A 13,976-nucleotide genomic window follows, 5' to 3' on the forward strand; every position below is an offset into this window, starting at 1 on the left:
TCTTTTTTTAACTTAAAACAATGATATCTGCGAAGGGAGATAGTTCAAGCTTAAAATGTTGTGGGGCTCTACAAACTATCGATTTTGGAGGATGAAATGAAAAGTGTAGAACGCATAGGGAAGGAGGTAACCAGCGGGATTTGCTGGGATTAGTCTGAGAAGGTTTCGGTTTTTACAATGTGCGATAAAATTATGCAGAGCCCTCACAACATTGGAAAGACTCTGCAAAATACTCGTAGCAGCTGTTAGATGCGTGTCATCTCGTTCACAGTAAACGCGTCAACGGCGCCCTCTGTTGCCACCATGTAAGCAGCCAGATGCGGGGCATTCATGTGCTCCTGCCACAGCTCACGGGTCTCCCAGTTCTCATAGAACATGAAGTGACCAGAATTTTCATCATCCACGTGCAGGTCATATTGCAGGCAACCAGCTTCAGCGCGCGTTACCGCAATCAGCTTCTCAAGCTCTGCCTTCACAAGATCTTCCTTGCCCTTAGCGGCATGGATGTTGGCGACGATGGTCAAGGTCATAGGAGCAATCCTCTCTTTTGTTTTGCTGGCAGAAAACCTATATAGTCGCTATATTAATAACAAGTACGCACAATTTTGGCCTATAGGTACAAGAAGTATACTATGACGTGCTCCCGAAAAGTGGTTCCGGTTTTCGGATAAGAGTACGTGCAAAAAAGGCTTAGAGCCTGTTGCTTGAATGCATATGAAAGCAACCTGCTCTCAGGAGATAATATGAGTGATAAAAACCAACGCTTCGAGCAATACAATTGCAGTCAGGGATGTCCGGTAGAAGCTGCACTGGAGCTGATTGGCGGCAAATGGAAGGGCGTTATTCTCTACCATCTGATGGAAGGGACACAGCGCTTTGGCGAGTTGAAAAAACAAGTCGGAACAGTCACTCAGCGTATGTTGACCAAACAATTGAGAGAGCTGGAAACCGACGGTCTGGTCTCCCGCAAAGTCTTCGCTGTGGTTCCGCCTCACGTAGAATACTCACTCACACCAAAAGGCGAAACTCTCCGCCCTATTATCACCGCACTGCGCGATTGGGGCATCGATCATGCTGTACGGGAAAAGGAAGAGGCCTGAACGACGAAGAAAGAGCATATCAACCAGAATGAACATGGCGTTCAAGCCGGGATACGCTCAAAACATAAGACATAATATGGCGTAGGGGTAATCTGGCTTCTTTAATGGCCCTCACCAAACGGCCATGAAAATGGCCAGAAAAACGGCCCAAGCCCAACCGTGCAGAAAAACAGGAAATAAGCACCAACCATGCGCACCAGATCCAGCTTATAAAGCGCTAGCGCCGCCTCATAAAACACGTAGGCACTAAACACCATAAACCCAACCCCAAGCAGCACTTGCACGCCCAGGATCACCAACTCCTGAAAAGACCGCGAAGCCTCCGGTTGTGTCACACCACCACCCATATCTCAGCCTTTCTCCATTCCAAACACACCCAAAACCCTACCAGATCCCACAATCACTCACACCCCACAATGTTGTGTGTGGAGAGGGTAGGACCCGGTGATGTTTGATAAGGACGGCAGCCCAAAAGTGATGCCCCATTCATTCCGTCATAGCAGTCCATTCCTACGTTTCTGGTGGGGCTGACTTGCCAATTTGGTGCAGAAAGGGCAAAAGACTGCGACTTGAGGCAGTTTGAGACCGTCATGAATGACTGAAGCAACAAAAAAACTCTATAATATCAACCAACCTGTCTTTGCAGTCGCGCCGATGCTTGACTGGACGGATAGGCATTGTCGTGCATTTCATCGTGTCCTTTCCAAGAACTCGCTGCTCTATACTGAGATGGTCACTACTGGCGCTTTGATCCATGGCGACAGGGACCGTCATCTTCGGTTTTCTAAAGATGAGCAACCAGTTGCCTGCCAGTTGGGGGGCTCTGATCCCAAAGCGCTTGCCGAGTGCGCCAAGATGGTGGAAGATTGGGGCTACGATGAGGTCAACCTCAACGTGGGTTGCCCGTCTGACCGGGTACAGTCCGGCAAGTTTGGTGCCTGCCTCATGCTGGAACCTGAATTGGTAGCGGAAGGCATTGCTGCCATGAAGGATGTTGTGTCTATTCCCGTCACCACCAAATGCCGCATTGGGGTGGATGCTCAGGAGCCGGAGGAAGCGCTGAATGCGCTGGCAGATAAAGTCATCGCAGCTGGCACGGACGCACTGTGGGTGCATGCCCGCAAGGCCTGGCTGAAAGGCCTGAGCCCGAAGGAAAACCGCGATGTGCCGCCGCTGGATTATGACCTTGTCTATCGCCTGAAGCAGCGCTTGCCGGACGTGTTTATCGGCGTCAACGGCGGTGTAGCCACATTGGAAGAGACCTCAGCGCATTTGGAAATGCTGGACGGCGTCATGATGGGCCGCGCAGCCTATCAAAACCCGATGTTGCTGGCTGAAGTGGACCGCGTGGTCTACGGAAAAGAAACTGCTGCAATCTCTCCTGTTGAGGCGATGGACCTTTACCGCAGTTATATTGAGGATGAACTGAGCGCTGGCACAAAGCTGGCGTCAATCACCCGCCATATTTTAGGAACATACCAAGGCGTTCCTGGTGCTCGTCATTTCCGCCGTATCATGACGGTGGATGCAAACAAGACAGGCGCTGGCATTGAGGTGCTGGAAGATGCATTGGCCGCCGTATTACACCATCAAAGTGTAATGCGCGAAGCACGCGAGCAAAAAGAGGCCGCATTGATTTAAAGCGCACTCCCGAAAAGTGGCTACCGGTTTTCGGACAAGAGTGCGCTTGAGGGATGCGTATTCCCGAAGAATGGACGCTAGTTTTCGGACAAGGGTACGTGTAGAAAAATTTGTTTGGAATTGAGGAGGGGCAGCATGGACATGATTACAGCGTCTATGCTGGGTTTCGGAGCGGCATTGGTTGCCTCCGGCGCACTAGCAGGTTTTCTGGCAGGATTGTTTGGTATCGGAGGCGGCGCGATCCTTGTGCCGGTTCTCGTGACCATTTTAACGGAAGTGGGCGTTGATCCTGACGTCGTGGTCCACATCTCGGTGGCATCCTCTCTGGGAGTGATCGTCCCAACGTCTCTACGGTCCTTCTTCGCGCATAAAAAGAAGGGCGCTGTGGATCTGTCCTTGCTGAAAAGCTGGATTATTCCGGTGCCTATTGGCGTGCTGCTGGCATCTTATGTTGCTGCGCTCGTTTCAGGGGATACGCTCAAGGGCATCTTTGCTGTGATCGCGTTCGTGGTCGCCATGCGCATGCTGTTCAACCGTGAAAGCTGGAAGCTGGGCAACGATATTCCGGGCAATCCGGTGCGTGCGCTCATTGGCGTGCTGATAGGCTTCTTCTCAACGCTCATGGGCATCGGCGGCGGCGTTATGAATAACACCTTCATGACCTTGTTTGGCCGCCCGATCCATCAGGCCGTTGCAACATCCTCTGGTGTTGGAGTGCTGATTTCCATTCCGGCGGTCTTTGGCATGGTCGCCGCAGGTTGGGGGGCTCCCAATCTTCCACCGTTCTCTGTTGGCTACATCAACCTGCTGGCCGTGGCGCTGATCATTCCAATCACAATCTATGTGGCTCCACTGGGCGCGCACTTCGCGCACAATCTGCCAAAGCGCAAGCTGGAAGTCGCGTTCGGTGTCTTCCTGCTCATCGCTTGCGCCCGGTTCACCTTCAGCCTGCTGTAAGCCAGCCCCTTGTAGAAACAAGAAAAGCCGCCGACAGTGATGTCAGCGGCTTTCTTTTATCTGACATCAGATGATTGTTTAGCGAGCCTTCAGGATCAGCTGATTGCCTTCCACGCGCCAACTGGCAAACGTGTTCAGGGCGCTCATGCCCAACAAGCTGGTGGAGAGCATCTCCTCCTGCGCCACAAAGGCAGGCACATCGTTTAGGTCCCAGTCTCCAATCTGCATGTCCTGCAAGCGCACACGGGCCACAAAACCCATGCCGTTGGCAGTCGAAACCGGTGTTGTGAAGGACAGGTTTTGCGTATCGATGCCAACCCGGCGGGCATCGCCATAAGACAGAGTGATATGGGAGGCACCTGTATCCACCAGCATATCGACAGAGGTGCCATCCACCTGCGCATCAATGAAGAACTGATGGTTGATGCCGCGAGAGATCACCAGTTCGCCGCTTGCTGTTTGCGAAATGGAGCCGGGGAACAGCTCGGACATCACACGGTCACGAACGGTCATCAACTCATAGCGGTACGAGTAGCCGATAATCAGCAGCAGAGCCAGGCCACCCCAGAAGGCGACTGCACCAAAAACTTCGCGAAATTTCGGGCGGCGGATGAGCACGCCCATCCCAATCACAATTCCCATGGCGAGCAGGGCAACGAGGCGCGGCCCGTCCTCCTGAAACTTATCGCCCAAAAACTCAGGTGTTCCAAGGTAACCAGTCGCAACGCCAATCACCATTGCGCCAATAAGGATGACAAGGCCTATCGTCCAGCGCATTGCACATCCTCCTGTGTTACTGTGAGAAATCTGGCTTTCCGGGCAGGGAGCTTTGCCAGCACATCATGTTGAGCTTGCGTGGAGAGGGAACCCCATCCGGCGATCTCACTCAAAAGGCGCCAACAGCTCACGCACATCCTCCGGTCTTCATCCAGCTTACACAGTTTTAAACAAGGGCTGGCGGGTGGTTCTAAAGTGACTGACAAAATAAAGTCCTACAAAATCGCTGGGGCTCCAACGCGCGTCTTAAGGGCGCGTTGAAACTGATCCGGGTGTGCTCACCACAATCTTGGCTGTGTGGCCAAGGAACTCGGTAAAGCTGCGTCCGGCATTGCCAAGGCGCCCGCCAATACCTTGTTTGTTTCTGTTCTGCTTGCCCTGTTCAAGCGCCTTCACAAGTTGAGGGCCAAACTGAGCAAGCTGCGCATACTTGTCATGGTTGATCGAATCTTGTGACTCAACCTCTGTCAGATCAATAACAACAATGCCAAGTTTGGTCAGCCTTTCATCGTCTTCCACATCACCAACACGCGCTTTACCACCCGCAAGCCTGCGAGAGAAGCGCAGTGCCCGGTCATCACGCGAGACCAGAACGAAAATAGGGTTTGCTCTGTACCCAAGAGAGGTAATCATTGTTTCGAAAACATCAATATCGATGTCAGGAGATGCCATGACAACGGTGACTTTTTTATTCTTCAAAAGCCCTTTGCCCTGAAGCTCCATTTGCCTCAAGGTCTCCAGAAGCAGCAGGTTTCCAAGAGAATGAGCCACAATGGTGATACGCTGCGCATTGGAATTGGTCAGATCAATGAGGACTTTCTCCAGTCCATCTCGCGCAATGGCAACACTGTTGGTGTCATAAATATAGTCTGTGAGATAACCCGCTGAGGCCCAGGTGAACAAAATGGGCAAGCGGTTTGCTTTTGCATCAGCTGCCATTTGCGCCAGTCTGAAAACACCTTCAGAAAAGCGGGTGTTGTACCCATGAATAAACAGCACTGCCTCACGCTCTTTCCCGGTGCGGGTTGCAAGCTCGCGGTTTATCTCTTTCTGAAAGGCGGCATTGCCATCAATGTAAGAGGCTTGGCGCACCACAAAATCAGTGTTCGGGTCGCCTGGAAGGGACGAAGGCCATGCAATCCGACCCGGTTTATGGGTTGGCGGAATGGAGATGGTTGCCGACCCAAAGTCCACGCCTTCAGAGCGTTCTGAAGAGTAAAGTTGGTGAGGAACGTCAGAGCGTGCGCGTGTGGTGGCGATGAGCATGCTGACTTCTCTGGTCCCCGGCGCTTCCTCTAAAGAAACGCGCAAGGCATCTGGTCCGGGCCGGGAGGCACAACCAGCAAGGACGGCAGCGGCCAGTGCAACAGTGGCAGCGCGTTTTAATGCAGACAGTGCGCAAGCAAAAGAAAGCTTCATGATTTCTCCGAGCCCGTAAGGTTCAATCAGTAAGACAAACGTGTTCTAGGCAATCAATGCGCGTAGAATAAAGCTAAAATGCTAGCAAAAGATTGCACAATGATGGTTTCTTAAAAGCGCCGCTCCGGTTTTCAGGCAAGAACATGCAGCAGGCTCTAAAGAGCAAGGACGCCCAGCAGGAAGCCCAGTGAACCAACTTGTTGCGCAGCCCCCAAAACATCACCAGTGATGCCCTTGATTTTTGCCAGAGACAGTTTTGCTAAGGCGCCGACCACTACAAAGCTGAATGCTGCCCCAAACGCCACCTGCCAGAAGCTCAGGTAGAACAAGCTGATGACCAACAGTGGCAAGGCAAAGCCCGCGGCCCAGGAGACGGCACTGTTCTGGGGGATGCCAAAGCGGGTGGATAGTCCGCCATGATAAGCAGGTGGCATCGTGTTCCAGATCCAGATCATCCCAACCCGGCCAGTCGTTTCCGCTGCCAGATAGCCAAGCGCCGCGCCCATGCCGCCAAACCTCTCCAGCAACATGGAAAGCAGCAGCCAGCGCAGGCTCAGGGAAAGCACAAGTGCCACAGTGCCAAAAGCCCCAATACGGCTGTCTTTCATGATCTCAAGCCGCCGCTCAGCCGTATGACCTCCAAAGAACCCGTCAACCACATCAGAAAGGCCGTCTTCATGCAGGCAGCCCTGCACAGCTGCAGCCACAGCAACCGCAAGCAGCGCAATAATGGCAGGCGACAGAGCACTCTGGGAGAGTATGAGCAACACCAGCATGCTTGGCAGTGAAATGACAATACCCGCCAGCGGAATGCTGCGTGCGCGCATACGAAAATCCGGTGCTGTGTTCAAATCATCCCAGCTCCCAAGTTTCGGCAGGGGAATGCGGGAGAAGAAGCGCACCAGTTCCGCCACCTCGGCCAAAATGGAGGAAGGTGTGGGAAGAGAATCTTCTGAATGTTTGTCGTCGGACATGATGGGTTCTCACAGAAATGAAACAGGCATGAAATACCGCTGGATTCAGTTAGAACAACAATTTGTAGTTTGCAAAGCCGTGGAAACCACAAATAGTTGATAAGTCTCATTTGTATTCTGCCTCCAGTGGCTTATAGATCTGCGCAAACAAGAAGGCGCAAAAATTCATTTTGCGGGTCAACTAATGCGTATCTCCGAAAAGTGGAAATCGGTTTTCGGATTAAAGATGCGCGGAAACAAAAGCTAAAGCAGTTCAACTGATCCAACCTGAATGAGAACTGCTTTAAGTTCGGAGAAGCGTATGTCTCTTGCAACGTCTGCACTGCCATTCGATGATATCAGAAACCTGGTGGGCGCAATGCCCGGTCCAAGCCTTGAAGCGATTGAGGCGGTGAAGAAACGCGATGCGCAGTTGACGAAGCCTCAAGGCTCTTTGGGCCGTCTGGAAGAGCTGGTGGAATGGCTGGCAGCCTGGCAGGGCATGCCAATGCCAAAAGTCACCCGCCCACTGGTTGCTGTGTTTGCCGCAAACCATGGCGTTGCTGACAAAGGCGTTTCTGCTTTCCCGAAAGAAGTGACCGCACAGATGGTCTCCAACTTTGCAGCGGGCGGTGCAGCCGTAAACCAGCTTTGCATTGCCTATGACCTTGGCCTCAAAGTGTTTGAACTGGCGCTCGAAATGCCAACCCCGGACATCTCCGAGGAAGACGCTTTTGAAGAATCCGAGTGCGCAGCAACTATGGCCTTCGGCATGGAAGCGATCTCCGGCGGGACGGATCTGCTCTGCCTTGGCGAAATGGGCATCGCAAACACCACCGTGGCCGCTGCCATCTTCTACGCACTGTTCGGCGGCACTGCAGAAGAGTGGGTTGGCCCAGGCACTGGCGTTCAGGGTGATGCGCTGAAAAACAAGATTGCCGTTGTTGAGCAAGCTGTGCAGCGGATCGGCGGACCGGGCAAAGTTGAGCCTCTGGAAGTTCTGCGCCGGATCGGTGGCCGCGAAATCGCAGCAATGGCCGGTGTTATTCTTGCAGCGCGCATGCAGCAGGTTCCTGTCGTTGTTGATGGCTTCGTCACCTCCGCCGCAGCTGCCATCCTTTACAAGATGGATAAAACCGCATTGGAGCACTGTGTGTTCTCTCATGCCTCCGCTGAGCCTGCACACCGCCGCGCTCTGACCGAGATGGGTGGCAAGCCTCTTCTGGATCTGGGCATGCGTTTGGGTGAAGGTTCCGGTGCAGCCATCGCAGCTGGCATCATCAAAGCAGCAGCAGCAACGCATGCAGGTATGGCGACCTTCGCTGATGCAGGCGTTGCAGCTCAGGACTAAGTTGAGAATAGCCCCTCCGCCGAGGAGGGGAATAAATTGAAAAAAAGGCCGCCTCACTCAGACGAGTTGAGGCGGCCTTTTTCAATTTCAGCAAATAACGCAGGAAAAACGCTTTCCTTTCAAACCAACGCACATAGCAACGCAAACGTTGGTTTGATGAGCTGCGCTAATCGACAAAGCGCCACGTATCAGCACCATCAAAGTGGCGTACACGGATGTCTTTCACATCCTCAGCAGGCACCAGCCGTGTGTTCACCGCCATTTTATCCCCGTCAGGATCAACCGGTGCCCAGTGCGTGGTGTTCCCGCACGTTTTGCAGGTATGGAACTCAAGGCCCTTGTCGCCCCACAAATACGTAAAGGTCGCGTCCGGCTCTTTCTCAATACTCACGTTCTTGGGCGAACCATGCGCCCAGATGGTGCCGTAGCGACGACAGGCAGAGCAATTGCACTCCGTCAGCCACTCTGGTTTTTCACGAAATTCAAACTTAACTGCACCGCAATGGCATGAGCCACGTAACATGTGTTTCTCCCGGTAAATGAATAGAAGCGTCGATCCGCAAACCCAAAGCAAAGCAGGGTGCAGGATCACGATGAAAAGGGAATGGGTTTAATCCAGAAACTGCCCCGTATCAGCGCCATCAAAATGACGGATGGGGATGTCTTTCACATCCTCAATCGGCACAAGGCGTGTGTTGACTGCCATACGGTCATAATCCTCGTCCAGATCGGACCAGTGAGTGGTGTTTCCGCAGGTTTTACAGGTATGGAACGCGATCATCTTATCACCCCAAATATAGGTGAATGTCGCATCAGGAGCTTTTTCAATGCTCACATTCCTGGGTGATCCGTGCGCCCAAACAGTGCCGTAACGACGACAGGCAGAGCAATTGCACTCTGTCAGCCATTCTGGATTTTCACGAAATTCAAATTTAACTGCACCGCAATGGCATGAACCACGAAGCATACATCCCCCCAATATACGCACCTAGAACAAATTAGGAACGTATACCCTTAACCAGCACGAAGCAAGGGTTCTCTATCCTTGCGTGTACTCGGGTCTGGTGTGGGGATCGGGTCGATATGGCTCAGCACGCGTTTGGCTGGCAGCGAGATTGTCGCCTGCGTTCCTTCACGCAGTTTGGAGGCCAGCTTGAACTCGCCCTCATGCATATGCGCCAATGCTTGCACAATGGAAAGGCCAAGGCCGGTGCCTTGCTCCGCATCCTGGATAGCCTGCGTGCCCTGACCAAAAGCCTGCAGCACCACAGGGATCTCTTCCTCAGGAATACCAGTACCTGTATCGCTTACACTGATGTACTGACCGCCTGAATTGTCGATGCCCACATGAATTGAGATTTCCCCCTCAGGAGGCGTAAACTTCACGGCGTTGGTCAAAAGGTTCAACACCATTTGGCGCAGGGCTTTCTCATCGGCCCAGACTTTGCTCAGACCACTCTCGTAGATCTCATGAATCTCGATGTTCTTCGCCGCCGCCCGCATATGCATCATGTGCTTGCAGGCCGCTGCCACGTCACGCAGACAGACTGGTTCCTCCTGCAACTCATAACGGCCTGCCTCAATGCGCGACAGGTCCAGAATCTCATTGATCAGATTGAGCAGATGCTCACCAGACTGATTGATATCCTTGGAGTAATCCAGATAGGTTTTATTATGCATCTGGCCAAGAACTTCGTCCTTCATCACCTCAGAGAACCCGAGAATCGCATTCAGAGGTGTGCGTAATTCGTGACTCATTGTCGCAAGAAAACGTGTTTTAGCCAGATTTGCTTCCTCAGCCCGCCGCCGCGCTTCCTGAGAAATTGCATTCACCTGTTCCATCTCGGAGATCAGATGGTCCTTCTCTGCACGGTATTCCAGCAAGGTCAAAGCGGAGTTATGCAGCTGTTTGCTGAGGATATAAAAGAACAGCTGCGCTCCTATCGCCATCATCCCCATCGCGTAATGAGGCATGCTGTCATACTGCCAGAAACTAAAGATCAGTGCCCCCGTAATCGGGGCCGTGGCAGCCAGCAAAGCGCCGGGGAGAGGGGACGACAACATGGTCGCCATGGCAATGACAATCAGCATGGTCGCAAACTGGAAAACGCCAAACCCGTAATCCGTGTTGAACTGCAGGTTTCCGATGAAAAAGATAGCCCAAACAATGCCATAGAGCATATCACCAGCGAAAAGTTCTCTGCGAATTGAGCACAGATCACCTTCCTGAGCTAAGCTTTTTTCCATTCGTTTTGTAGAAAGAAGAATAAGGGAGTGAGCGATCAGCATGGCGGCTAGCCAGCCTCCGGCCACTTCCACAGGAAGCCATACACTTGAGATGGTCGCAGCCACAATGGCGATCATCGGCATGGCGTAGGCCACGGACAATCTGTTCTTCACGAACATCAAAATAAGATCAGCTTCAAAACTGGGTCTCACGCCCTCAACGGTGCCAAGACGTTCGCGAGCATCCGTTACGGTACGTGCAACCTCGCGCCGGCGATTTGCTCGGGCACGATTAATAGTTGTTTTGTCCTTACTATTCTGCGACGATCCGTTGTTCATGTATTCTCGGCCTCTGTGTGCCAATAGATTGACGGGATACTTGCTCTTTTGACCAGAATGAACATGATCTCTTAAGATTGCTCTGATTCATAAGGTTAATGTTGAGTTTACAGGGTCTAAAAAATGCTAGGTTTTTGCCCCATTTTGGGACAGATTCTCTTTTAGATTGTAGGGGCAACAGCTCGTGGTTGTTGGGAGGCACCGTTGAAACTTTATAGCCATAGGCAAGCACCTAACCCTTTTCGCGTCACTCTATTCCTTGCTGAGAAGGGCGTTAAGGTTAACACTGCCTACGTAGATTTCATGCATGGCGAATTGAAGGCAGATGAGTTTAAAGCGATCAATCCGTTCCAGCGGTTGCCCGTGCTCGTGCTGGAGGATGGAACAGCGATATCTGAAAGCTGTGCCATCTGTCGCTACATAGAAGAAATGAACCCACTCAAGCCTTTGCTGGGCCAGACGGCCAAGGAAAGAGCGCTGATTGAGATGTGGAACCGGCGCGCTGATCTGAGGCTGTTAAACCAGATTTCTCAGGTATTCCGCCACACCAATCCGGCCATGGCTCCACTGGAGCAGCCGCAGATCAAGGAATGGGGAGAGGCGAACAGACCTAAAGTTCTGGAGACACTGGCCATTTTTGATAGGCAACTGGCAGACAATCAGTTTGTTGCCGGTGACCGGTATTCAATCGCTGACATCACATTGTTCGCAGCAATCAACTTTGCTCGCGTAATTAAGCTGCAAGTCCCTGAGGAACTTGGTAATCTGCGCAGATGGTATGCAAAGATGACAGAGCGTCCGGGCGTGCAGGCAGCCCTTCAGGTGATGAAAGAGACCTCCAGCGCTTAAGAGAGCGCATTGCTGCGTGCAGGGTTTGTGTAGAGCAGCCCATCCGCCAGCCATTGCCTCACGAGCCAAGGCCCGTTGTTGTGCTGTCCTCAACGGCACGTATCGCCATATGCGGTCAAGCACCGGGAACGCGCGTCCACGCCTCTGGCAAACCGTTTACAGACCCGTCAGGAGATCGCCTGCGCGACTGGATGGGCATAGGTGAAGAGGTCTTCTACGACCCCGCCAAACTTGCAATTATCCCCATGGGCCTGTGTTTTCCGGGATTGGACTCAAAAGGGGGCGACAAGCCGCCGAGGCCGGAATGCAAGAAGACCTGGCATCAAGAAATATTCAGCAATATGCCACAGATTGAAACGCTGCTGGCAATAGGTGGCTACGCACAGGCCTACCACATGCCCGAGCTGACCAAAAAACGCCTCTGGGAAACAATTGCTGATTTTCGATCAATCTGGGACAGGACAGTCGAGCGCCACGCCCAGGGCCTCGGCCCTCGCGTTCTTCCGCTCCCTCATCCTTCCTGGCGCAACAATGCACACATAAAAAAGCATCCCTGGTTCGAAAACGAGCTGCTTCCGCTCCTGAAAGAAGAAGTAAGCCGTCTTTTGAGCTGATTTGAGAGATTCTTTTTTTATGTGCCTATAATTATGAGAACGGTTTTCTTTGGCTCCCGCTAAAATCCATCTTGATGAAAATAAATTTCATGAATTTAATTATACGTAGAACGAAAACCTATATTCCTGCATAAATCTTGCTGTTTGAAGCTGGAATAACATTTCACATGACCTTATGCTTCCTGCAATGATTTTGCGCCAAACAATAATTCCGGTGGGAGATAGGGGTATAATATGATCGATAGGATCGACCGTCGCATTCTGTCCATTCTACAAGAAGACAGCACCATTCCCGTAGCTGAGATCGGTCGCCGCGTCGGCTTATCAACCACCCCATGCTGGCGCCGTATCCAGAAGATGGAAGAAGACGGCGTCATCACCCGCCGCGTTGCAGTGCTTGACCCAAAGAAGGTCAACGCCAAAGTCACCGCCTTCGTCGCCATCACCACCAACGAACACACCGACGACTGGCTCCGCAAATTTGCAGATGTCATCCGAGAGTTCCCAGAAGTGGTGGAATTCTACCGCATGGCCGGACAGGTAGACTACCTGCTGCGCGTTGCCGTTCCAGACATTGATGCCTACGACGATTTCTATAAGCGGCTGATTGCAAAGGTAAATATCGCAGACGTGTCCACGTCATTTGCGATGGAGCAGATCAAGTACACCACCGAACTGCCGCTCTCCTACATCATCGCTGAAAAGCCAAAAGCGAACATGTCATAGGACTTGTTAGGCAAAGCTGAGAACTAAAAAAGCCCCGGTCATATGATCGGGGCTTTGTGTTTTCTTACTTCTTGTCGGCGTTGTTCAGCCGGGCAATCAGGCTGGAGGTATCCCAGCGATTACCGCCCATGCCCTGAACCTCTGAGTAGAACTGATCGACCAGTGCTGTCACCGGCAGGCGTGCGCCAACCTCGTCAGCTGCCTCAAGGCAGATCTTCAGATCCTTGCGCATCCAGTCCACTGCAAAGCCATGCTCGAACTCACCGTCACGCATGGTCTCCCAGCGGTTCTCCATCTGCCAGGACTGTGCCGCTCCGCCGCGCACTGCTGAAATAGCTTTCTCAACATCAAGGCCGGACTTCTGCGCAAAATGAATTGCCTCAGACAGACCCTGCACCAGACCAGCAATGCAGATCTGATTGACCATCTTGGTCTGCTGGCCAGCGCCAACAGGACCCATCAAACCGGCAAACTTTGCAAAGCAATCGATGAACGGTTTTGCGCGGTTGAAGACGTCTTCCTCACCACCAATCATAACGGTCAGAACGCCATTCTCAGCACCTGCCTGCCCACCTGAGACGGGTGCGTCAAGGAAGGAAAATCCCCCCGCACGCGCTGCCTCATCCAGCTCGCGAGCCACCTGAGCAGAAGCTGTGGTGTGGTCCACGAAGATAGCGCCAGCTTTCATGCCGTGAAAGGCGCCGTTCTCGCCGGTCGTGACGGAGCGCAGGTCGTTGTCGTTGCCAACACAAGCAAAAACAACGTCACAGCCCTCAACTGCCTTCTGAGGGGTCAGAGCGAAGGAGCCATCGTATTCTTTGGCCCATGCCTCTGCTTTGGCTGTTGTCCGGTTGTAAACGGTAACGTCATGCCCACCACGTGAGGCCAGAAAACCCGCCATTGGGTATCCCATAACACCCAAACCAATAAACGCGACCTTTGCCATCGGACTATCCTTATTATCTTGAATCAGAGCGCAGCAACACTACCAGTTTCACCAGCAGATACCACGTAAATTCACGAG

At 52.5% G+C, this 13,976-nt stretch carries 17 protein-coding genes; 7 read left to right on the top strand and 10 right to left on the bottom strand.

Features of this window, described 5'->3' with window-relative positions:
• Positions 1–245 precede the first annotated feature (245 nt).
• On the bottom strand, positions 246–530 hold the full coding sequence (locus PsAD46_RS13950; RefSeq protein ID WP_063307174.1) for a putative quinol monooxygenase: 285 nt from the start codon (positions 528–530) through the stop codon (positions 246–248).
• A 213-nt stretch (positions 531–743) separates the two neighbouring features.
• On the opposite strand from PsAD46_RS13950, the gene PsAD46_RS13955 reads away from it, so the two are divergent.
• Positions 744–1,100, top strand: a complete 357-nt coding sequence (locus PsAD46_RS13955) for a helix-turn-helix domain-containing protein (protein ID WP_057465948.1) — start codon at positions 744–746, stop codon at positions 1,098–1,100.
• Between the two features lie 101 nt (positions 1,101–1,201).
• Here PsAD46_RS13955 and PsAD46_RS13960 read toward each other — a convergent pair whose 3' ends face one another.
• On the bottom strand, positions 1,202–1,447 hold the full coding sequence (locus PsAD46_RS13960; RefSeq protein ID WP_057465949.1) for a hypothetical protein: 246 nt from the start codon (positions 1,445–1,447) through the stop codon (positions 1,202–1,204).
• A gap of 247 nt (positions 1,448–1,694) precedes the next feature.
• Here PsAD46_RS13960 and dusA point away from each other — a divergent pair, with 247 nt between their 5' ends.
• Both dusA and PsAD46_RS13970 read left to right on the top strand, forming a co-directional pair.
• Positions 1,695–2,741: a tRNA dihydrouridine(20/20a) synthase DusA gene (gene dusA, locus PsAD46_RS13965; RefSeq protein WP_063307175.1), complete on the top strand. Its 1,047-nt coding sequence runs from the start codon at positions 1,695–1,697 to the stop codon at positions 2,739–2,741.
• Positions 2,742–2,876: 135 nt separating this feature from the next.
• A complete protein-coding gene (locus PsAD46_RS13970) occupies positions 2,877–3,698 on the top strand; it encodes a sulfite exporter TauE/SafE family protein (protein WP_063288305.1) in 822 nt (273 codons plus the stop codon).
• 78 nt (positions 3,699–3,776) lie between these two features.
• Here the strand turns inward: PsAD46_RS13970 and PsAD46_RS13975 are convergent, their stop codons facing one another.
• The 4 genes from PsAD46_RS13975 to PsAD46_RS13985 form a co-directional block, all read right to left on the bottom strand.
• On the bottom strand, positions 3,777–4,475 hold the full coding sequence (locus tag PsAD46_RS13975; protein ID WP_063307176.1) for a TIGR02281 family clan AA aspartic protease: 699 nt from the start codon (positions 4,473–4,475) through the stop codon (positions 3,777–3,779).
• Positions 4,460–4,681: a DUF1289 domain-containing protein gene (locus PsAD46_RS27650; RefSeq protein WP_275496397.1), complete on the bottom strand. Its 222-nt coding sequence runs from the start codon at positions 4,679–4,681 to the stop codon at positions 4,460–4,462. The genes PsAD46_RS13975 and PsAD46_RS27650 overlap by 16 nt, the downstream gene beginning before the upstream one ends.
• Before the next feature lie 40 nt (positions 4,682–4,721).
• Positions 4,722–5,894: an alpha/beta hydrolase gene (locus PsAD46_RS13980; RefSeq protein WP_063307177.1), complete on the bottom strand. Its 1,173-nt coding sequence runs from the start codon at positions 5,892–5,894 to the stop codon at positions 4,722–4,724.
• Between the two features lie 155 nt (positions 5,895–6,049).
• On the bottom strand, positions 6,050–6,868 hold the full coding sequence (locus PsAD46_RS13985; RefSeq protein ID WP_063307178.1) for an adenosylcobinamide-GDP ribazoletransferase: 819 nt from the start codon (positions 6,866–6,868) through the stop codon (positions 6,050–6,052).
• A 301-nt stretch (positions 6,869–7,169) separates the two neighbouring features.
• On the opposite strand from PsAD46_RS13985, the gene cobT reads away from it, so the two are divergent.
• A complete protein-coding gene (cobT, locus tag PsAD46_RS13990) occupies positions 7,170–8,198 on the top strand; it encodes a nicotinate-nucleotide--dimethylbenzimidazole phosphoribosyltransferase (RefSeq protein ID WP_063293179.1) in 1,029 nt (342 codons plus the stop codon).
• Positions 8,199–8,364: 166 nt separating this feature from the next.
• Here the strand turns inward: cobT and PsAD46_RS28375 are convergent, their stop codons facing one another.
• The 3 genes from PsAD46_RS28375 to PsAD46_RS14005 all read right to left on the bottom strand — a co-directional run bounded on the left by PsAD46_RS28375 (position 8,365) and on the right by PsAD46_RS14005 (position 10,763).
• Positions 8,365–8,721, bottom strand: a complete 357-nt coding sequence (locus PsAD46_RS28375) for a GFA family protein (RefSeq protein WP_208860398.1) — start codon at positions 8,719–8,721, stop codon at positions 8,365–8,367.
• Between the two features lie 87 nt (positions 8,722–8,808).
• The gene (locus tag PsAD46_RS28380; RefSeq protein WP_208981844.1) at positions 8,809–9,165 is read right to left on the bottom strand and encodes a GFA family protein; all 357 of its coding nucleotides are present in this window, start codon (positions 9,163–9,165) and stop codon (positions 8,809–8,811) included.
• A gap of 47 nt (positions 9,166–9,212) precedes the next feature.
• Positions 9,213–10,763, bottom strand: a complete 1,551-nt coding sequence (locus PsAD46_RS14005) for a HAMP domain-containing sensor histidine kinase (protein ID WP_275496398.1) — start codon at positions 10,761–10,763, stop codon at positions 9,213–9,215.
• A gap of 204 nt (positions 10,764–10,967) precedes the next feature.
• Here PsAD46_RS14005 and PsAD46_RS14010 point away from each other — a divergent pair, with 204 nt between their 5' ends.
• The 3 genes from PsAD46_RS14010 to PsAD46_RS14020 all read left to right on the top strand — a co-directional run bounded on the left by PsAD46_RS14010 (position 10,968) and on the right by PsAD46_RS14020 (position 12,952).
• Complete coding sequence (locus PsAD46_RS14010; protein ID WP_082597167.1) at positions 10,968–11,612, top strand: glutathione S-transferase; 645 nt, start codon at positions 10,968–10,970, stop codon at positions 11,610–11,612.
• Between the two features lie 80 nt (positions 11,613–11,692).
• On the top strand, positions 11,693–12,226 hold the full coding sequence (locus tag PsAD46_RS14015; RefSeq protein WP_082831097.1) for a uracil-DNA glycosylase family protein: 534 nt from the start codon (positions 11,693–11,695) through the stop codon (positions 12,224–12,226).
• 234 nt (positions 12,227–12,460) lie between these two features.
• The gene (locus PsAD46_RS14020; RefSeq protein WP_057465982.1) at positions 12,461–12,952 is read left to right on the top strand and encodes an Lrp/AsnC family transcriptional regulator; all 492 of its coding nucleotides are present in this window, start codon (positions 12,461–12,463) and stop codon (positions 12,950–12,952) included.
• 64 nt (positions 12,953–13,016) lie between these two features.
• On the opposite strand, the gene PsAD46_RS14025 is transcribed toward PsAD46_RS14020, so the two are convergent.
• Positions 13,017–13,898, bottom strand: a complete 882-nt coding sequence (locus PsAD46_RS14025; RefSeq protein ID WP_063307180.1) for an NAD(P)-dependent oxidoreductase — start codon at positions 13,896–13,898, stop codon at positions 13,017–13,019.
• Positions 13,899–13,976 lie beyond the last annotated feature (78 nt).

This window comes from Pseudovibrio sp. Ad46 (assembly GCF_001623065.1).
Taxonomy (GTDB): Bacteria; Pseudomonadota; Alphaproteobacteria; order Rhizobiales; family Stappiaceae; genus Pseudovibrio.

Coding starts and splice junctions, on each gene's coding strand:
- dusA (WP_063307175.1), top strand. CDS start 1,695: ATGACTGAAGCAACAAAAAAACTCTATAATATCAACCAACCTGTCTTT.
- PsAD46_RS13955 (WP_057465948.1), top strand. CDS start 744: ATGAGTGATAAAAACCAACGCTTCGAGCAATACAATTGCAGTCAGGGA.
- PsAD46_RS13980 (WP_063307177.1), bottom strand. CDS start 5,894: ATGAAGCTTTCTTTTGCTTGCGCACTGTCTGCATTAAAACGCGCTGCC.
- PsAD46_RS13960 (WP_057465949.1), bottom strand. CDS start 1,447: ATGGGTGGTGGTGTGACACAACCGGAGGCTTCGCGGTCTTTTCAGGAG.
- PsAD46_RS13985 (WP_063307178.1), bottom strand. CDS start 6,868: ATGTCCGACGACAAACATTCAGAAGATTCTCTTCCCACACCTTCCTCC.
- PsAD46_RS14005 (WP_275496398.1), bottom strand. CDS start 10,763: ATGAACAACGGATCGTCGCAGAATAGTAAGGACAAAACAACTATTAAT.
- PsAD46_RS13970 (WP_063288305.1), top strand. CDS start 2,877: ATGGACATGATTACAGCGTCTATGCTGGGTTTCGGAGCGGCATTGGTT.
- PsAD46_RS13975 (WP_063307176.1), bottom strand. CDS start 4,475: ATGCGCTGGACGATAGGCCTTGTCATCCTTATTGGCGCAATGGTGATT.
- cobT (WP_063293179.1), top strand. CDS start 7,170: ATGTCTCTTGCAACGTCTGCACTGCCATTCGATGATATCAGAAACCTG.
- PsAD46_RS14025 (WP_063307180.1), bottom strand. CDS start 13,898: ATGGCAAAGGTCGCGTTTATTGGTTTGGGTGTTATGGGATACCCAATG.
- PsAD46_RS28380 (WP_208981844.1), bottom strand. CDS start 9,165: ATGCTTCGTGGTTCATGCCATTGCGGTGCAGTTAAATTTGAATTTCGT.
- PsAD46_RS13950 (WP_063307174.1), bottom strand. CDS start 530: ATGACCTTGACCATCGTCGCCAACATCCATGCCGCTAAGGGCAAGGAA.
- PsAD46_RS14020 (WP_057465982.1), top strand. CDS start 12,461: ATGATCGATAGGATCGACCGTCGCATTCTGTCCATTCTACAAGAAGAC.
- PsAD46_RS28375 (WP_208860398.1), bottom strand. CDS start 8,721: ATGTTACGTGGCTCATGCCATTGCGGTGCAGTTAAGTTTGAATTTCGT.